We start from the raw sequence: 19,935 nt of genomic DNA, 5'->3' as shown, positions 1-19,935 counted from the left end.
AATATAGGGCTTAATTTTGTTAGAATATTTTTCGTTAAGAGCAAATTTTGAACCATAAATGTCAGCAACCAATATTACTATACTCGCCATTGAATCCAGCTGCGATGATACCTCCGCATCAGTTATTTGTAATGGACAAGTATTAAGTAACGTTATTACGAGCCAAAAAGTGCATGAGCTGTATGGTGGAGTAGTACCTGAACTGGCTAGCAGAGCGCATCAGGCCAATATTGTTCCTGTGGTTGATTTGGCTTTAAAGCAAGCCGATAAGCAGTTGCCACAAATGGATGCCATTGCTTTTACCCAATCACCGGGCTTAATTGGTTCCTTAATGGTGGGTGCCTCATTTGCTAAATCTTTAGCACAAACTTTACAAATCCCCTTAATAGCGGTTAACCATATGCAAGCGCATATACTGGCTCATTTTATTGATGAACCTAAACCTGCTTTTCCGTTTTTGTGCTTAACAGTAAGTGGCGGACATACCCAAATTGCCATTATGCATAGTTATTTTGAAAGCGAAATAATTGGTAAAACCATAGACGATGCTGCGGGCGAAGCTTTTGATAAAGCTGCAAAAATGTTAGAGTTACCTTATCCGGGTGGCCCTTTGGTTGATAAATATGCACAACAAGGTGAAGTAGTATATGAGTTTGCTAAACCCAATATACCCGGTTTAGATTATAGCTTTAGTGGTTTAAAAACTTCGTTCCTGTATTTTTTAAAGAAGGAAAAACTACAAAATGAGCATTTTATAGCAGAGAACAGGGATAATATATGTGCCTCTATACAGCAAAGTATTATTAACCACTTAATGAAAAAGCTGGTATTAGCCAGTAAACAAACAGGTATTAAAAACATAGCTTTAGCGGGTGGTGTGTCGGCTAACAGTGGTTTGCGTAAAGCCATTGAAGAAGCAGGTGTTAAATATAAATGGAATACATTTATTCCTGCTTTTCAATACTGTACTGACAATGCGGGTATGATAGCCATGACAGCTCATTATAAATATATAGCCAACGATTTTGTTGATTTAGCTATAAGCCCTAGTGCACGTTAATTAACGTTTTCGCCCCAATGTTCCAGTTCAGACTGGCTCCACAAATCCGGGAAAAAAATTCTACGTTGGTATTTGGGGTGCATATATTTTTTCCAATCACTACCTCCGGTGGCTTCCGTTGTTTCGCCTTTGCGTGTTAAGTATTTTTCTGCTGCGTGGTAATGGGCCATAACCCAACTTACATTTACCGTGTAGTCGTAATGGCGCATGGCATCAATGAGTGCCTTGTCTTGTTTAATATCTTCCGGTAATTGCTTAAACTTTGTCCATAAATTGCAGGTATTATACCATTCCATTTTGGTTAAGAAACCGGCTTTATACTTTTCTTCAAACAAATTAAGCAGAGTTGTTTTTTTACCTGTTGCATGGTCCTTACCTGCGGCTTGCCAGTAAAGGTGTTCAAAAGCATAGTCGTATGAGGTGTTTCTGTCTATGTTAGCACGGAATCGGTAATCAATTAAGTTAATCAGTTCAGTAGAGGCAAATTCAATTAAGCGGTATTGCGCACTTTGAAAACCACTTGCAGGGGTTAGCGTAGTTCTGAATTTAAGGTATTGTTCTACTTCCATACCATCGCCCATTATTTCAAACGATGAAGACAGCATATCGAAATAGCGGCTGATGCGGGTTAGCTTTTCGCTGAAAAAAGAAGCCGTTATGTTTTCGGCATTACTTACCTGGTCTATTTCCCATAAAATCATTTTAAAAAGCAGCTCGTTTACCTGATGGTACATAATAAATACCATCTCATCGGGTAAAGTGGTGCGTTGTATTTGTAAGCTAAGGAGCGCTTCGGGCTGAATATAATCCCAGTAGGTAATTGGTTTTGCCCATAGCAATCCCTCTAAATGTACACCGGTGTTTTGGTTGATGGCATCGTATTTTTGTTCAATCCGGTTTATTATATCTTCGTAATCCTTTTTCATGTATATATCCTTTTATAAACTAGGCTAATATTAAATTTACAGGCAACAAATATAGGTTTGTGTTACTATAAAACGATGACAGCCGTCAGCTCCGGTAATTAAATTTAGCATATTCAATTTGCGCTTACGCTATAATGCAATTGTTATTATATTTGACACTTTATGAATAATAGAATAGGTGTATTTTTTGTTTTGCTTTTAGCCTTAATCAGTTGCGGAAAAGATAAGTTAGAGGTAATACCCGTAGTGGTAGTGTATGGTAATTACAGTGCATTGGATACCAACAACTTTTGGGTGTATGAGCATTTTAGTTTAGATACCAATGGAGCAATACTAAGCTTAAACCAGTTTGATTCGGTATATGTAGAGAAGGATACTACCTGGAACGATAAACGTTATTTTAAAGTAATACAAAAGGATTACGATAATGGGGGAATGTTGGTAGCTAAATATATGCGCGACTCTTCGGGCTATACCATAGATAGTGCAGGTACTATTATACTGGCTACTGTAAATTTGGGCACTACGCTTAAACAGTATGTGCAATATGGAACGAATGTAAGCGATACTTTTGCACTGGTAAGCGCGCAAGTAATTGCCGAAACAGTGATGGATTCAACACCTGTTGGCAAGTTTCAAACCATTAATTATAAAACCACGTACCTAATGGGAAGCAATTACCAGCAAGGTGGTAAAACCCGTTATGTAAGCAATAAATATGCAGACAAAGTAGGCTTGGTATATAAAACATTGCCGTTTAATTATGCCAATAGTAATTACGAAGTTTTGTTACTGAGTAAATATGGTAAAACTAAATAATTGAATAGTACGTTAACCTTTATTTTTATATGAAAAAGTTTATCATTATTCCCGCACTCGTGTTGCTTTTTTGTTCAGCAAAAGCACAAATGTTTTCCCGCTATTCATCTTTTTGGACGGACGATATTGATTTTTACAATGGCCGTGGTACTATTCATGCAGATAGTGCTTACAAAGCCAATCGTGTAAGTTTTGTGGTGTCTAAAAAGGCCAATAAACAAAACCAATGGATACCCGTAGCTAAAAACGAATACAATGATTTTGGGGTAAGCCATACAAATACTTATTTTAATAAAAAAGGATTGCCCAAGCAGTATACCATATATCACTTAATTGACAGTAACCATTACGATAAAGTCTCGTATATACTTAAACAGGATACCATCATATCGACCTATGAGTTTAATGCAGACAAACAAATAACCAAAGTGCTTTTTTACAATAAAAAACACCAGCTTTATTATTCTTATGTATGCCAGTATAATGCAGAAAAACGTTTAATAGAAATAAACGGCTTTAATAAAAAGGGCGAGCAAAGTTACAAATACCAATATGCTTATTACGACAATGGCAGTAAGAAGGAAGCACGTTACTTTAACAAGAACAATAAGCTAAAAAAAATATGGAGCTATGCCTGTGAGCCTACTGGTGTGCTAGCTTCCAAAATAACCCAGCAAAATATTTGTAAAAGACGCACCTTTAATCCAGACAGTAGCTATTTTGAAATATACGAAGGCACAGATAATAAAGGGCGTACAACAAGGAGGATAATTAAATTCAGTAAAAATAGTTTAGCACTGGAAATAAGTTACTTTAATAGAAATGATAAAGAAGTATTAAAATTTGTACGTACTTTCAATGAAGAGGGCAAAATGCGGTCATCGCAGGAGTTTAAAAAAGGTAAGTTAGTCGCTACCCACCAATATACTTATAGCGACAAGGGATTGGTTGCAAGCTGGAAAGAAACAACGGCCAAAGGCAAAGATAAATATAGCTACACTTACGAGTATGGTTACTACTAGTTATAAGCCTTTAACTGCATGCAGACCCATTGACGGAAGGTTAGAAACAAAGTGGGTATACGTGATTGGCTACCCTCTTACTGGTACCGAAACCACCACATAAGCCCCGACCACCCATTACTTTACCCACCGATTACTATTTTCCGTTTGGGAATAAAGTTTTTATAAAACTGTAAACAATCAATTTTTAAATGTAGCGGAAGCGGTTAATTTCGCGCTTCGTAAATATTTTTTAATCATACCATTATAAATTCATACACATGACAAAAGTATCAGTTATTGGAGCAGGTGCAGTGGGAGCAACCACAGCCGATGTTATTGCTTATCGCCAATTGGCCGATGAGGTAGTTTTATTAGACGTTAAAGAAGGTTTTGCTGAAGGTAAAGCTTTAGACATTTACCAGACTACTTCGTTATTAGGCATGAAAACCCGCGTAAGCGGAACTACAAACGATTACAGCAAAACAGCTAACTCAGATGTAGTAGTTATTACTTCAGGTATTCCGCGTAAACCGGGTATGACCCGTGAGGAGTTAATTGGTACCAATGCCAATATAGTAAAAACAGTAGCTGAAAATGTATTAAAACATTCGCCAAATGCTATTATAGTAGTAGTGTCAAATCCTATGGATACCATGACTTACTTAGCGTTGAAATCGACAGGATTACCTAAAAACAGAATTATTGGAATGGGTGGTTTGTTAGACAGCGCTCGTTTTAAAGGTTACTTAGGCTTGGCTTTAAACCAACCTACGGCTGATATTCAAGGAACAGTAATTGGTGGACACGGTGATACTACCATGATACCTTTAACCCGTTTAGCTACTTTAAATGGTGTACCGGTTTCAAACACTTTAAGTGCTGCGCAGTTAAAAGAAATTAGCGATGCTACTATGGTTGGTGGTGCTACTTTAACTAAATTATTAGGTACTTCAGCTTGGTATGCACCGGGTGCTGCCAGTGCTTTATTGGTAGAAAGTATAGTACGTGACCAAAAACGTGTAATGCCTTGCTGCGTTGCTTTAGATGGTGAGTACGGACAAAAAGATATTTGTTTAGGCGTACCTGTAACCATTGGTAAAAATGGATGGGAAACTATAGTTGATTATAAATTAACTGCTGAAGAGCAAGATTTATTCAATAAAAGTGCTGATGCTGTTCGTAACATGAACAATGTATTAAGCGAAATAGGCGTATTGTAATATTTTGCATTTCGGCTACGCTCAATGGTCACATCGAGCGTAGTCGAGAATAGTAAATAGTATTCTTGCTTTGCTATAACAAAAAAGACCTGCTGGTAAAACAGCAGGTCTTTTTTATTTATGTGGCATTTCGACTTCGCTCAATGCCCTGTCGGCTACGCTCAATGCCCTGTTGGCTATGCTCAATGTGCTCTGGTCACATTATAACTTCCGGGGCATTGAGCGTAGTCGAAATGCTTTCAATAAAGAATAATAACAATATTATTCTACTACCAAACGCATTGTTTTTTTGTTGCCATCAATAGTTACGCTAACAAAATATACACCTGCTTGCAACGAAGCAATATCAAGCGCAATATTTTCTTTGCCGTTTACAAACGAAACCTGTTTCAGTTGTTGTTTACCCAATACATCTATTACCTCTATTTGCGCAGATGCATTATGCAATAAGTTAAACTGTAAGTTTACCACTTTGGTAGCAGGGTTTGGAAACAAGCTTACACTACCCAATTGGTTAAATGCTTCGCTTACACCAATGTTTGATTTAACATTTACTGTTAATTCTTTTATGACCCCTTTGCAATTGGCTGCATTGGTTTCGCGTACCTTAACAGAAGCTGCAGGATTGGCTGCACCCCATTTAACACTAGCCGTATTGGTATTGTTGCCCGACACTACCGAACCTCCTCCGTATGCAATCCATAAGTAAGTAGAGCCCGTAGTACCTGTTACAGTATAGCTTATTGTTTCAAAGTTTTTTACCTCATTTGAGCCTGAAATTTCGCTGGTATTTGGTAAATCATTTACCGTAACACTAAAGCTGGTTTGTGGCGAAGTACAACCTCCTTTGGTAATGGTAGCAAAATATTTTCCGGTCATCGATGGATTTATATTGCGCAAGGTTGGGCTTTGCATGGCCGAGTTAAAACCTGCAGGTCCTGTCCACTCGTAAGTAGCACCATTGGTAAACGAAGCAAACAATTGTATGCTATCGCCTGCACAAGCAATACCCGTAACAGGGTTACTGCTTAATACCGGAGCAACAGGAAAATTGTTTACCTGTAAAGTAGTAATAGCCGGCTCCGATACGCACGATGAAGAAACGGCAATAACACTATAGTCACCGGAGAAATTAGTAGCCGCACTTAATAAAACAGGGTTTTGTAAAGTAGAGTTAAAGCCATTAGGCCCGCTCCAGCTATAACTGGCTCCGGCTACACTAGAAGCAGTAAGGGTTACATTATCGCCCACACATTTAGGGCCATTGTTACTGGCTATAGGTGAGGCAGGTGTTTGGTTAATTAATACTGTAGTAGAAGCAGGTAATGAAGTACAACCATTTACCGTTGAGGTAACATAATAAGTACCGCTGGCACTGCTTACCGTATTTTTTATCAATGGGTTTTGGTCCGATGATGAATAGCCCGGTCCTGTCCATTTATAAGTAGCTCCACTTACATTAGTAGCAGATAGGGTTAAAGTAACGCCTTCGCAAATAGGGGAGTTATTGGTAGGCGTAGGTGCAGCCGGTATACTTTTTATATTGATAAAAGTACTGGCAGCAGGCGACACACAACCTGAATCGCTTACTGTTAAACTATACGTTCCGGCATTGCTGGCGGTAGTGTTTAAAATAAATGGATTTTTAATGGTTGATGAAAAACTGTTTGGCCCTGTCCAGGTATAAATAGCATTTGGCCCAACGGTGCTTGAGGAAGCAAATAGTTTTAAACTATCGCCCAAACAAACTGCACCACCACTGCTGGCATTAGGAGCCAACGGAATAGCATGGGTAGTAACAGTAGTACTAACCGTAGGCGAAGTGCCACAACCGGTAACAGTTACATACACACTATACTGTCCGCTTTTTAAACTATTAGCATTGGTTATACTTGGGTTTTGATCAGTAGATGAAAAGCCATTTGGCCCCACCCAATTATAAACTGCTTCGGTAATATTTGATGCGGTTAAGTTAATGGTTTGTCCATCGCAAAGCGGGCCATTATTACCCACTACAGGTGCGGCAGGTAAACTATTTATAACCAGTGTTACACTGCTTTGTGGCGAAGTGCCGCAACCTGATGTAGTGGCCGTTACACTATAAGAGCCTGCATCCGATGCGGTAACACTGCTAATGCTTGGGTTTTGCTGGGTTGAAGTAAAGCTGTTAGGCCCTGTCCAGCTATAAGTAGCACCCGCAATGGCCGATGCTGTTAATTGTAAATTCTGTCCCGGGCATAAAGGTCCGTTGCTGCTTACTGCCGGGCTTGGTGTGGAAGTAGTAATTAAAACATTGGTGCTGCCTGCTATAGATGCACAACCGTTTACGGTGGCTATTACACTGTAATTGCCCGCATCTACCGTAGTTAAACTGGTACGTACAGGGTTTTGCGAAGTAGAAGTAAAACTATTGGGTCCGCTCCAGCTATAGCTGGCACCTGCTATACTGCTTGCTGTTAGGCTTAACGACTGCCCTGTACATAAAGGACCATTGCTGCCAACCGTTGGTGTAGCAGGTACATTGTTTACTATAATGGTGGCAGAGGCCGGTAACGAAGTACAATTGTTAGCTGAAATATTGACCGTATAAGTTCCGGCATAAGAGCTTTGCATATTAGAGCGGGTTGGGTTTTGTTGGCTCGATGAAAAACCATTAGGCCCTGTCCAGCTATAATTGCCACCTACATAGGTGCTTGATGTTAAATTTAAATTATCGCCTACACAAAGAGGCGTATTGCCTGTAACCGTAGGTGTGGCGGGTACTCTGTTAACAGCACCTGCAACGGTAAACGGCCCTAAGGTACCGCAACCTGCAAGCGTTACACTTACACTGTATTGACCCGAATCAAGTGCCGTTACATTATTAATAAAAGGACTTTGTGCCGTTGATGAAAAACTGTTTGGCCCGGTCCAGGCATAAGTAGCACCCGATATATTGGTTACTGATAAATTAAGCGTTTGCCCTGCACAGCGCGGACTGTTGCTTGAAGCAATGGGTGTAGTGATAATACTTACATTGGTAGTAGCCACTGCCGATGAGCACTGACCTATAATAGCCATTACATTATAAGCACCTGCAAGCGTTAAATTAGCATTGGCTATACTTGGGTTTTGTAGGGTTGATATAAAACCATTAGGCCCCGTCCAGTAATAAGTAGCTCCCGGTATGGTATCGGCTTTCAGCAGTAAAGTAGCACCGCTACATAAAGGGCTGTTGTTACTGGCTACTGGTGCAGCCGGAGCCGCAGGTACAATCATGGTAGCTTCGTCAGCACAACCATTGCGCCAGCCGTATAAAGTATCTTTTAGTTTTACAGTGTATGGTGCGCGGTTGGTATAAAACCTGCTGCCGTTAACGGTGTACCAGGTACCCGAAGTATCGCCATAATCCCACATGCAACTAAACTGAGGTATGTTTTGAAAAGCCCTGATACTGTAAAACGGATTGAATAAAACACTTGATGAGGTATTGGTAAAGTTTACCATGTTGGAGCCTGTAATACAAGCCGAGCGGGTAAAATTAGCCGTTAATGAATACGACACATAAGGTTGAAATATAAAATCAGCATTGAAAGGAGTACCTCCTACATTAATGCTATAGCTTCTAATATAAGTAGCGCCAATTTTTACCGAACTTAACCATTGGCTTTGTCCGTTAGGAGGCAAAGCCGTCCAGCTATTGGCTATAACCGAAACGTTAACCGAGCTCGATGTTTCCACCGTTAATACATACGCTGCACTGGTAGTAACCGGTGTAGAGAATACGGCCGATTTTCTGAGTATCGTTAATAAACCTGAACCAAAAGAGGAGTCAACATTTACCGTTACCGAAGCCAGAGGCGACCCTGTAGGCATGGAATCAATACCTGCTGCATACATGCGGCAGGTAAGGGTAACTATTGCACTGCTGGCAGCACTTTGCCAGGCATAAAAATCGAAACCCGAAACCGTAATGGCCTGTGGAGCAGGGTACCATTGCGAAAATGAATTACCACTGGTACTGGCATTTAGCGAAATGGCATTAAAAGCGGTGGTTTTGTTGTACGGGTAATAGACCGTGTCCACACCGCAGGTACTTGTTTTACCCATGCCTGACGAATTATTAAAATGCATGGCAGGCGCACTTAAATTATTGATGATGGTAGCAGGCGTACTCTGCAATACCTGTGCTTTTAGTAACGTAATACTTATAAGCAGTAAACAAATGGAAATACAAGTTTTTAAAGTAAAAGTTTTAAGCATAATTAAATAATTTTAGTCATTCGAATATATACTTATTATAATTAATAATTCAACATCAGGGGGTTAGGGTGCTTTTTTTACAAAGGAGGTTTTAATAACACCGCATGGCATACGGTGTTATTAAAATTAAATCACTCCGTGATTTTCCTATGCATGTGCTGTCCGAGGTTGGTATACTTAACAGCCAACCATTTCCTATCCATGGTTGGTACGCACACCAACTAATCATTTATAAGCATATTATTTTCCTTTATTACGGATAAAATAAATTTTATATACAGTCCGCATTTTAGGAACATACCAAAAATAGTTTTTACATATAGTCCTGATTTCAGGAAAGGCATAAAAATATATTTTACATACAGTCCTGATTTTAGGAATGGCATAAAAATATATTTTATATACAGTCCGCATTTTAGGAACGTACCAAAAATAAATTTTACATACAGTCCTGGTTTTAGGAATGGCATAAAAATATATTTTATATACAGTCCGCATTTCAGGAACGTACTAAAAATAAATTTTACATACAGTCCTGATTTTAGGAAAGGCATAAAAATATATTTTATATATAGTCCGTATTTCAGGAACATACTAAAAATTTATTTTTTGGAGGTAAATTGATTCAGTAGTTAAAAATAAAATGTGAGGGTTTGCGTTATTGAATTAAATACCTACCTACTATGAACTTCTCAAAGCTCACTAAAAATTTGTTCCGTAGTAAAGAATTTAGCCGGAACGAAATCAATTTATTCACGGTTGATTTTATAAGCAGGTTAAACACCATACAAAATCCGGTACTGCCCCAAGCCGATAAAAATTTACTGGTTAGCTTACACCACGATTTTGCAAACACTTATGGCGAGCTGGCTACGCACCATGCGGTACAAAAAGGCGGTACCATAAGCCGCCAGGAGGCATACGATGCTGTTTTGGCTTTTATTGCAAAAGAAGAAGGAACCATTAAAAGCACCTTTGGTAAAAAAAGTCCCGGCTATACCGAGTTTTACCCGCAAGGACTCACGGAGTATTATGGTGCTACGGTGGAAGGTATTAAAATACTATTGTTTAGCTACAGCGCAGCCGCTGCCAAATACGCGGCCCAATTACCGCCTGATTTCATCAACAACTTAGCTGCTTTACAAACGGCTTATATCAATGCACGCGATACGCAGGTAGCAACCAAATCAAATAAAAAATCGGCCCAAACAGCCTTACAGCAAAACCGAAAAGCACTGACCCAACATTTAAGCAAATGTGTATTTATCATAATTGCCCATACCATAGATAACGAAGCTGCTTTTAACAGCTACTTTAACTTTGGTTTGTTACGGGCAGATAATGAGAGGCCGGGTACTGTTTTGTAACACCGCATTGCATACGGTGTTATTTATATTGAATCACTTTGTGATGCTGTCATGGCTAGCGCATGCCTGTGTTGTGTGTTGTTTTTGTTTTGATTGGAATACGCCACAGGCGTGCACCAGCTTTGGGAACGTCTCTTTACTTCATATTTAACATCACATGCACAACCTCAAGTGTTTCCCCATTGTTTTCATGTCTGGAAATACCAACTTTCATATTTGCAAAGTTATGTAAATCATTTCTTACAGTGAATCCTGAAAGAGGGTATTTATCACCATAATCATCATTTGAATTTAGGTTCTTTATGTATTCAGAATAATTGATCCACAAGTTATCAAATCGTTCTGCCTCACCAAATACAACTATAAATTTGCGTTTAAGCTCATGTGTATCATATTTTGTAAGTAATTTTTTGATGTGCTCTGCAACAACTACGTTCTTTGAGCCACAACTTTCAAGTCTGAAACATTCAATGATGGTAACCGGAATTCCATTACTCATCCTAATCATGATGTCTAATTCGCCTGCTCCTTTGCCGCTACCTGAAATCCCAGATCTCGATTGATCTGCGATGTTATGCCCTTTGGTTCTTAACAAATCAACAATATCATCATTAACCAGGTCTTCAATTTTCTTTTGAAACTTTCGTTCAAGAATTCTTGACCCCACTTCAATAAGATCAGTTAGGATTTTATCAAGTGAGTACATTGGGTTATTATCAGGCTCAGGGTTATCAATTCTATATAACCCGAGAAGTTTATGAACATTCACTCCCGTGGCACTTACTTCACACGGTAGTGTTCTGAAAGTATTTTCAAACCCTATTCTTTTTACAAACGCATAATTAAACAAATGAGGATTCATAGAATTAGCGCATTCTTGGCAATTGCATGGGATTTTCTCGGGAACATCGGGGTAATTCAAAGATTGATGAATATCATTTAATTCTTTCCTGATAATCTCAAGTAAAAAGGGTGCGTTATTGCCATGAATCCAAATACAAAGTTTTCGAGAATACTGATCAGTGGTCACCAATGCTCGTGTATTTTCTCTTTGAATAATTACTCCATTCTTCCAGAATGTTTTATCATAAACTAAATTTCTTGTTCTTACAATGAAACGAGCCATTATGCCTGCAGGCATGAAATCATAATGATATTCAAAACGTAAATTATCTTTGTAATCCCAATCAAACTCAAGTTTTTCCGGTTTAAGTAGCTCTGGTATTAGAAATACGTTTTTTTCAACCTCAAAGCATAGCTCGAACTTCTTCATCAGTGTAACTATATATGGACGTTTATCACGTTCAAAGTCATCTAGTATTATGTCCAACATATCTGAATCAAACTCACCGTCTCGATTAATGACATCTTTTGAGTCAAGGATTTTATACACAGCATTTGTTGCCCATTCCGGCTTTAAAAACAGTATATTTCTTAACAAATTATCCTCTTGGAAATGAAGAAAAACACCTAAATCATGAAAATATTGACTTAAAAAAAGTGCTCGTTTATTTGACAACCCACGCTGGTTACAAATTGTTAAATAATGTTCAGCTGAGATATAGTTGGATTCCAAAGATTCCAATATTGTCCTTATCTCCAACCACACTTTTGGAAGCTTGTCTCCAATAAGTGGCAAGGAATCAATTTCAGTTCCAATTCCTGTTATGAGTACGTCAATATTTTGACCACTGCTTGCACTGACCTGATGGAATGAAACGATGTTTTTGAATTTAGCTTTGAGTGATTTTTCGTCAATGTTGGCGATTCGTTCATCAATTTTATTTAGCACAATTATTACTGGAGAGTTGTTACTTAAAAGACGAATAACATTAAGCCAATAATCAAAGCTAATAAGATGTTGATCTGTTCTTGCTTCCCAGATTAGCAAATAAAGAGACCTATTTGTTAGAAAAAATTGATGAGTTGAATGATAAATTTCTTGACCACCAAAATCCCAAATATTAACTCTAAAGTCAGATGATGACTTTGTTTCGATCTTCCAAGTTTTTATATCAATACCTTCTGTAGTGTGCGTTTCAGGTATCGAATCATGTATCAAGCGATTCATTAAGTAAGTTTTTCCAACATTACCTTGCCCAACTATTAGCAACTTTGCTTCAAATAATTGTACATTATCACCAAGGGATAAATAATAGTTTATGATTCCTGAAACTCCCTGAGAGGAAATTTCTACTGGTACTCTTCCAATTGGATTACGATCAAAATCTAAGAATTCCAGCGAGGTAAGATTTTCAAATTCCTTCGGCAAAGAACTAATCTTATTTCCACTTAAATTCAACCTCTTGAGCTTTCTTAGTTTACCGATACTAGTTGGTAAATATGTAAGCTCATTGAAGCTTAAATCAAGTTCTATTAAATTCTCAAGTCCATCAAAGGCATCATCTTCTATTGAACTGATTTTGTTCTCAGACAAATCTAATTTTTCAAGAGTGTGAGTATCACTCACTGCAGTTGGGAATTTCTGTAATTTATTACCTTTGATATTTAAACTCTTACATTTTGGGTACTCTATCCTCTCAGATGAAATTGATGTTATTTGGTTGTAGCTTATATCAACTTTTTCAATATTTATCAAATTCATAAAGTTGTGACTATCTACTTCATGTATTTGATTTTCTGCCAAGTTTAAGTATTTAAGATTCTCGAGAGTGAATACAATAGTCGGTAATGCCTTAAGTGTATTGTTTTTCAGACTTAGGTGTTCTAGCTTCTTAAATTGAAAGAACCAGTCGGGAATTTCGTGAATAGAGTTGCCGAATAAATCAAGATACTTAATCCCAATACAAATTTTGAGTTCGTTAGGAACTTCCTTTAGTCTGCTAGTTGTTAGTTGTACGTTATCGGTATTAGATCTTAAATCTTTCAGTTTATCCTTAATGTATGGTTTCATTTCTTTAAGTGTTTTTATGCTAACTCTTAACTTTGCCAAGCTAAGTTAGTTCAAAATTTATTACGTAAAATTACCTTTTGTATTCTGGTTTTCTCAACATCTTTCACTGGATTGGTTTTAGTTAACGGTTTTCGGCTTGCCTATTGAATTTTTAGCACAACTTAGCAGTCGATTAACATAATCTATAACTTGTGTAAAGAATTATAAACACATCATTAATTCTCCATTATGGGCAGATAAGGATGTATTTCGCTATACTTACATAGCAAAACTATAGTATTGTTTTACAAATCCAAATCGTCAAATGGGCTTTTTACATTATAGCGGTTGGTCGGGAGACATATCCCGATAGCTATCGGGAGCGGACAACAGAGGATGCTACCTGAACACATAATCTGTATCGGCTACCTGCGATAGTAAATCCTGCGGGGCATCGGTAACGGTTACTTTGCCTTCTATTTTAGGGGCAATGGGGGAGTGTACTTGTAAATACTCTTTTACTATATCGTGTAAAGTATATTCCATGCTTTGCGGATTTTTTACATCCGTTATTCTGCATAAATTGGTTTCTAAATCGCCATCTCTTTCGCAGGCTGCTACGGTATATGTTTTGCTTAAGTCAAGTGGTGCATCGCCTATTAATACGGAGTTTACCCTTTTGCCTTTTGGCTTGCCAATGGTTATATTTATTTTCATACCGGTAAAGCGTACCAGCCAGCCGCCTTGTCGTTTTTCGGGCGATGCGGCAAATACATTTTCCAGTTCCCCTTCTAACCAATCTAATAGCTGCTTGCCTGTTACTTCGCCTCTGCGTGCTTTGGCTACACCCGGTAGCATGCTGTATAATTGCTCAGCCGTTATATCGGCTTTGCCATCTTTACCGGGTACTATGGGCGGACAAAAACGAAAGCCATTGCTCAAAGCTATATCGGGGTTCATTTTCCATTTTACGGCCGAGGTCAGTAAATTATCCATGGTAGTTTCCAATACATAATACCTTACCAATGGTGTAGTAGTTTGCCCTATAACGGTATTCAGTTCTTTTTTATAAGGCTCACGTGCTTTATCTATCAGCCCTTTCATTTCTTTGTCTTCTTTATACTTATAAGGGTCTACTTCTATCAGCTCATAGTTGTCGTCTACTATCTTACCGTTTTCTATTACTATATCCAGCTTGCTTATGAATGAGCCAAAGGCTCCCGGTTCGGTTACTTTACAATACTTGCCTTGCAATGGTTTGCGTACCCGCTCATGCGTATCGGCTCCTAAAATATAATCTACCCCTTTTACATAATCCTGATTCGATAAATAAACCTGTTGAGCCAGTCCAATATGCGTCAATAAAATAACAAGCGTACATTGCTCTTTCTCCTTGAGTATTTTTATATACTTGGCTATATTCATTTCGGGCCTTGTAAAGCGTATACCTCTGCTAAAAGCCGGTGCCTGCCTGAGCGCGGTTAACGGATCGTTATAACCTATAAAGCCTATTTTTATCCCATCAATATATTTAATGGTATAAGGTTGAAATAGTAAATCGCCTTTGTATTCATCGTTTGTATCGTGGTACATATTGGCACATATTTTTTGTGCATTGTAACTACCCAAATCATTCATCATCCACTCTTTGCCATATACTACTTCCCAGTTTCCGGGTAAAGTAATATCATAACCCATATTATTAATTAAGGGCACCATTGCGGAGCCATTGGTAAAGGCTGCAACAGCCGAGCCCATAATACAATCGCCACCATCTAGCAAAAGGGTATTGTACGGGTTTTGTTTTTTATAGGTATTCACCAATGTTTTTAAGTTAGCCAGTCCACCCCGTTTTTTATATACTACTTGGCCTTGCTCTAAAAAAAACTCATCGTGCGTCATTAGCTGTCCGTGAATATCAGCCGTATGGAGTATGCTTATTTTTTTAGCCTTTCCGCTTTGTACACTTTGGCTTGCGTTTATGGCTAAGTCTTTACCTTGTTGCTGTTTTATATTGCCCATTACCGATGGAGCCATAGAGAAACCAAAGCCAATGGTACTGGCCAGCTTTAAAAAATTCCTTCTCGAAAAATCTTCCGATTCTTTATTGATAATTAATTCTTCGTGGCAATTGCAATCAATATGGTGTTGGCATTTATATATAGGCATACGCTCTTATTTTTGTTTAGTTTGTTTTTTGTATTCAGCTATGGGTTCAAATGGCCCATACTTATGCTGTTGTTCGGTAAAGTTATCGGCATACGGGCCAAAGGGATGGTCAACAGGTTTAGCGGCTATTTTAGGCCAGTCGGCCAGTAAGTTTTTTGTTGGCCTTTGTTGCGAGTTAACAAAAGCGGCTACATCCCACGCTTCTTCATCAGTTAACTGTGTGGTTTTATAGTTAGCACCAAAAGGCATATTGTCTTTTACAAATGCAGCAAAGCGCGATAAGCGGAATAAACCTGCACCTATATTGTAGCTATGCGTTCCCCATAAAGGAGGGTATTGGTACGAAACCAAATCGGCATTCAATTTACCTTCGCCTTGCTCTGCATGGCACGAAGCACATTTGTTTACATAAATTACTTTGCCATTATCGGCATTGGCAGCACGGCTTATATAATGCAGTTCCTGTAAGCCTGCACCTTTAGGCTTTTCGCCTTTGGTTACGTTTTTACCTAACCAGGTTATATAAGCTTTTATGGCTAACATTTCTTGGGTGGTGGTATCTAAAGCAGTACCATTTAAACTACGTTCTATACAATCGTTTACCCGTTTAAAAATACTTTCCACCCCGCCTGAACGCTCCCTGAATTTTGGATAAGTAGCGGCTACTGCACTGTAGTTATTTCCAAATATTTTAGTGCCTGCTTCTAAGTGGCAGTTCTGGCAATTCATGCCATTGCTTAAGTGTGCTACCTTGCCTTTAGGTCCTAAATAATAACTGGTATTTATAATTAAATCTCTGCCATATTTTATGAGTGCAGCATTGGGTTCATCGGCTATGCTATTGGTATCAGGACATAACCATTCTGTTTTATTTGGACTGCTTAAAGTGGCAATGTTTTCTTTATTCGAGGTGTTTACGGTTACTGTATTGTTATCTAACACATGGCTTAACTGCAAACAGAAAACAATACCACATACGCTCATGCCCATTACTAAAAATAAAACAATAAACGTAATGCTTTTAATTACATTAAGTATTTGCTGCTCATGGGTAGTGTTTTTAAACATGGGGTAAATGAAAAACGGCTGAATTTAATAAAAAAAAGAAAGATGCAATGTTTAGATGGGTATGGATACAAAAACAATTGCTTATAGATTTTAAAAAAAGAGTATTTATACTACGAAAAAAGAGTATTTCCCCTATTGACTTCTTAATAATGGCAAAGCTATCTTGCCAATATAAAATAAAGAAGAAATGAAAAAAATTAATTTATTATTTGCTTTACTATTGACTGTAACCTTAACAGTAAATGCGCAATGGGTAACAAATGGAAGTGATGAGATATTAAACAACGGCAATGTAGGTATTGGTACGCCTACCCCTGAAAACGTGGAGGGTTGGAATACCGTGTTAAATGTTAACGGAGAAGAACACTCAAAAATTATTGCTACAACCAATAATGCAAATGTTTATGCGGGTTTGTGGGCACATGCTTACGGTTTTTATGGTTCCCCTACCGGTGGTATAACAGGTACAAGAAGCGACCATGCTTTTTCAATTATTACCAATGCAGCCAACAGACTAACTGTTAGCAGTGGCGGGAATATTGGTATTGGAACAAGCAGCCCTATAGAAAAATTAGATATTATGGGTGGAATACGTTTTGGTAATACTACGTTAAATAATCCCGGAACAATAAGATATACTGGAACCGATTTTGAAGGCTATGTTGGCGGGCAATGGAAATCGTTAATTAACAATACAGGCCCCGTTCAGTGGGCAGGCCCAACAGGTGGTATATTAAGTACAGGCAGTACAGTAAGTATAACAAAATCATTAGTAGTGGGATTACCTGGTACCGTTTTTCCTCCCCTTTTCGAAGTCAATTCAAACAATGGAACCACCACTACATCCGTTTTTAAAGTAGACCATAATAGGATTGATGTCAATGCCAATTTGCTTATTAATAGTAGTTCTTTATCTATTACGAGGGGAGGTTCTGTTCCCGGCACTGCCCTTTTTGCATCAAGTGCCGGTGTACTTACTTTAAATACCAATGGTGTAAGCAGCCCGATTATCGGCTTCTTTATTAACAGCAATAACCGTAATTTTTTCACTGTTACCGAGCAACAAATTTTATATAAAAATGCAACACAGGATTTATTTAAGGTGGACGATAATGGTTATGTATATGCCCGTAAATCTATTGTTACCCTGGCTAACCCGTTCCCCGATTATGTATTTGAAAACAATTACAAACTAAAGCCATTGAGTGAATTGGGCGCTTATATAAGTAAATATAAACACCTACCCAATATACCTAGTGCCGAAGAAATAGCTGCCAATAAAAACCAGATAGATGTAGGCGAAATGCAGGTAAAATTATTGGAGAAAGTAGAAGAGTTACATTTGTATGTTTTACAACAACAAAAGGAAATTGAAAAACAGCAAAAAGAAATTGAAACCTTAAAAGCTAAATTAGCAGAATAGTTTTAACGTGCGTTTTCAATTTATACATCTATTTTTAATGAGTGCATCAATGGTAGTAAGTACATGGTCTTGTAATCCTGATAAGGAAATAGCACCGGAAAACCCATGTGCCAATGCGCAGGAAGTAAAAGCCGATTTTGTAATAGAAGAGTTGGTAGGTGACAGGTATTTTGAAGGTGATACCATAGCAGATTATGGCACTAAGGTTAGATTTAGGGCATTGCAATCGGCTGAAGAATACACATGGATATTGGGTGCAGAAACCTTGCATACCCAATCGTTTATACGTACCAACTTTCCATTCGGCTGGTTGGATGTAAAACTGGTCATAAAACGTAAACCTAACAAGCAGTGTTTTCCTAATGATGATGGCATAGATTCAGCAAGTCGGCCTTTTTATGTGTGGCCTATAGATAATAGATGGCCAGTCAATCCACCTGTATACCCTAATTACCCAATTTTTGGTACTTACCGTGGGCATACCTTATCAAGGCCCGAATTTGATTTTAATATAATTTTAGGTGATTCCTTTTGGAAAAACGGAAATGACAACCCTGCCTATGTAGGTATTATTACAGGTATGCCTTATATTACATCAGAGTGGAATAAAAACACAGGTAATAATGCAAGTTTTGCGGATTTATGTGATGACAAAGGAGGCTTTTCTCCTAAAGCATTTGTGATGGATAATAAAGGTTATGGAAAATTTCCAGGAGTGCCCGCACCTTATGCTCCTCGTATAAAAGCATATGCTTGGCTTGATAGGGTTAATACAAAAAAAATAACCATAGAATATAGTTATGCAGATAGCATTCCAGCGGGTAGTATTGATTTGAATAATAAAGAAACATTTATTGGTGAAAAAATAAAATAATGTTGCATTTGAAAAAAAGATATTTAATAATAATTACATCGGTATTATTATTTGCCCAATGTAATCCGGATAAGGAAATAGCACCGGAAAATCCTTGCACTAATGCGCAGGAGGTAAAAGCCGATTTTGTAATAGAAGAGCTGGTAGGCGACAGGTATTTTGAGGGAGATACCATAGCCAATTACAATAAAGTGCGTTTCAGGGCATTGCAAGCAGCCGATGAATATACATGGATATTAGGTGCCGAAACCTTACATACCCAATCATTTATACGTACCAATTTTCCAATAGGCTGGCTTGATGTAAAGTTGGTCATAAAACGCAAACCCAATAAGCTATGCTTTCCTAATGATGATGGCATTGATTCGGCAAGTCGCTCTTTTTATGTGTGGCCGGTTAAATTTACCTCACCACCTGAACCACCCATTTATCCTTATTATCCTATTTATGGAACCTACCGAGGGCATACATTATCAAAACCCGACTTTGATTTTAACGTAACCCTTTTTGATACCTTTTGGAAAGATGGCGTTGGTGACCCCGCTTATGTAGGTTTATTCTCAGGTATTCCTTATGATAAGGCAGTTCTAAATGTAAATAATAATAATAATGCAAATATAGGGTGGTATTGTAATGGAATATCTCCTAAGGCCTTAAGTATTAGTTTGGCAGATGGAAATGGCAAGGGAAAAGGAATATATACCATTCCTCCATTAAAAGGTTATGCTTGGTTAGATAGAAAGAATAATAAACAAATTACTATTGAATACAGTTACGCAGATACTATGCCTGTGGGAAACAGGGATTTTAAAAATAGAGAAGTATTTATTGGTACAAAAATTAATTAATAATAATATAAGTAGTTCAATA

13 protein-coding genes are annotated in these 19,935 nt (G+C 38.0%); 8 read left to right on the top strand and 5 right to left on the bottom strand.

Translation table 11 applies throughout. The features are described from left to right. The first annotated feature begins 58 nt into the window (after window positions 1-58). Entirely contained in the window at window positions 59-1,060 is a 1,002-nt protein-coding gene (gene tsaD / locus V4538_10905; GenBank protein MES2381541.1) for a tRNA (adenosine(37)-N6)-threonylcarbamoyltransferase complex transferase subunit TsaD, read from the top strand. Here the strand turns inward: tsaD and V4538_10900 are convergent. Then, the gene (locus V4538_10900; protein ID MES2381540.1) at window positions 1,057-1,986 is read right to left on the bottom strand and encodes a tryptophan 2,3-dioxygenase family protein; all 930 of its coding nucleotides are present in this window, start codon (window positions 1,984-1,986) and stop codon (window positions 1,057-1,059) included. The genes tsaD and V4538_10900 overlap by 4 nt on opposite strands. Window positions 1,987-2,148: 162 nt before the next feature. Between V4538_10900 and V4538_10895 the strand changes: the two genes are divergently transcribed. The 3 genes from V4538_10895 to mdh all read left to right on the top strand — a co-directional run bounded on the left by V4538_10895 (window position 2,149) and on the right by mdh (window position 5,029). After that, window positions 2,149-2,805, top strand: coding sequence for a hypothetical protein (locus V4538_10895; protein MES2381539.1), 657 nt, complete (start codon window positions 2,149-2,151; stop codon window positions 2,803-2,805). Window positions 2,806-2,834: 29 nt separating this feature from the next. Continuing rightward, entirely contained in the window at window positions 2,835-3,827 is a 993-nt protein-coding gene (locus V4538_10890) for a hypothetical protein (GenBank protein MES2381538.1), read from the top strand. A 260-nt stretch (window positions 3,828-4,087) separates the two neighbouring features. Beyond that, on the top strand, window positions 4,088-5,029 hold the full coding sequence (gene mdh, locus V4538_10885; protein MES2381537.1) for a malate dehydrogenase: 942 nt from the start codon (window positions 4,088-4,090) through the stop codon (window positions 5,027-5,029). Window positions 5,030-5,290: 261 nt separating this feature from the next. Here mdh and V4538_10880 read toward each other — a convergent pair whose 3' ends face one another. Then, window positions 5,291-9,271 carry a T9SS type A sorting domain-containing protein gene (locus V4538_10880; protein ID MES2381536.1) on the bottom strand — a complete coding sequence of 1,327 codons (3,981 nt, stop codon included), beginning with the start codon at window positions 9,269-9,271 and terminating at the stop codon, window positions 5,291-5,293. Window positions 9,272-9,954: 683 nt separating this feature from the next. Here V4538_10880 and V4538_10875 point away from each other — a divergent pair. Next, complete coding sequence (locus V4538_10875; GenBank protein ID MES2381535.1) at window positions 9,955-10,638, top strand: hypothetical protein; 684 nt, start codon at window positions 9,955-9,957, stop codon at window positions 10,636-10,638. Window positions 10,639-10,774: 136 nt separating this feature from the next. Here the strand turns inward: V4538_10875 and V4538_10870 are convergent, their stop codons facing one another. The 3 genes from V4538_10870 to V4538_10860 all read right to left on the bottom strand — a co-directional run bounded on the left by V4538_10870 (window position 10,775) and on the right by V4538_10860 (window position 16,768). Further along, entirely contained in the window at window positions 10,775-13,591 is a 2,817-nt protein-coding gene (locus tag V4538_10870) for a COR domain-containing protein (GenBank protein ID MES2381534.1), read from the bottom strand. 339 nt (window positions 13,592-13,930) lie between these two features. Then, window positions 13,931-15,700 (bottom strand): bifunctional metallophosphatase/5'-nucleotidase, encoded by a 1,770-nt coding sequence (locus V4538_10865; protein MES2381533.1) that lies wholly within the window; start codon window positions 15,698-15,700, stop codon window positions 13,931-13,933. Window positions 15,701-15,706: 6 nt separating this feature from the next. Next, window positions 15,707-16,768: a c-type cytochrome gene (locus V4538_10860; GenBank protein MES2381532.1), complete on the bottom strand. Its 1,062-nt coding sequence runs from the start codon at window positions 16,766-16,768 to the stop codon at window positions 15,707-15,709. Between the two features lie 187 nt (window positions 16,769-16,955). Here V4538_10860 and V4538_10855 point away from each other — a divergent pair, with 187 nt between their 5' ends. The 3 genes from V4538_10855 to V4538_10845 are packed head-to-tail and all read left to right on the top strand — an operon-like array spanning window position 16,956 to window position 19,913. Beyond that, a complete protein-coding gene (locus V4538_10855) occupies window positions 16,956-18,191 on the top strand; it encodes a hypothetical protein (protein ID MES2381531.1) in 1,236 nt (411 codons plus the stop codon). Window positions 18,192-18,228: 37 nt separating this feature from the next. After that, complete coding sequence (locus V4538_10850; protein ID MES2381530.1) at window positions 18,229-19,065, top strand: hypothetical protein; 837 nt, start codon at window positions 18,229-18,231, stop codon at window positions 19,063-19,065. A gap of 8 nt (window positions 19,066-19,073) precedes the next feature. Then, the gene (locus V4538_10845; GenBank protein MES2381529.1) at window positions 19,074-19,913 is read left to right on the top strand and encodes a hypothetical protein; all 840 of its coding nucleotides are present in this window, start codon (window positions 19,074-19,076) and stop codon (window positions 19,911-19,913) included. Window positions 19,914-19,935 lie beyond the last annotated feature (22 nt).

This window comes from Bacteroidota bacterium (assembly GCA_040388375.1).
Classification (GTDB): domain Bacteria; phylum Bacteroidota; class Bacteroidia; order UKL13-3; family UKL13-3; genus JAAFJM01.
The sequence above is the reverse complement of the archived record's forward strand: the minus strand, read 5'-3'. Positions and strand labels throughout refer to the sequence as shown.

Coding starts and splice junctions, on each gene's coding strand:
- tsaD (MES2381541.1), top strand. CDS start 59: ATGTCAGCAACCAATATTACTATACTCGCCATTGAATCCAGCTGCGAT.
- V4538_10900 (MES2381540.1), bottom strand. CDS start 1,986: ATGAAAAAGGATTACGAAGATATAATAAACCGGATTGAACAAAAATAC.
- V4538_10895 (MES2381539.1), top strand. CDS start 2,149: ATGAATAATAGAATAGGTGTATTTTTTGTTTTGCTTTTAGCCTTAATC.
- V4538_10890 (MES2381538.1), top strand. CDS start 2,835: ATGAAAAAGTTTATCATTATTCCCGCACTCGTGTTGCTTTTTTGTTCA.
- mdh (MES2381537.1), top strand. CDS start 4,088: ATGACAAAAGTATCAGTTATTGGAGCAGGTGCAGTGGGAGCAACCACA.
- V4538_10880 (MES2381536.1), bottom strand. CDS start 9,271: ATGCTTAAAACTTTTACTTTAAAAACTTGTATTTCCATTTGTTTACTG.
- V4538_10875 (MES2381535.1), top strand. CDS start 9,955: ATGAACTTCTCAAAGCTCACTAAAAATTTGTTCCGTAGTAAAGAATTT.
- V4538_10865 (MES2381533.1), bottom strand. CDS start 15,700: ATGCCTATATATAAATGCCAACACCATATTGATTGCAATTGCCACGAA.
- V4538_10860 (MES2381532.1), bottom strand. CDS start 16,768: ATGTTTAAAAACACTACCCATGAGCAGCAAATACTTAATGTAATTAAA.
- V4538_10855 (MES2381531.1), top strand. CDS start 16,956: ATGAAAAAAATTAATTTATTATTTGCTTTACTATTGACTGTAACCTTA.
- V4538_10850 (MES2381530.1), top strand. CDS start 18,229: ATGAGTGCATCAATGGTAGTAAGTACATGGTCTTGTAATCCTGATAAG.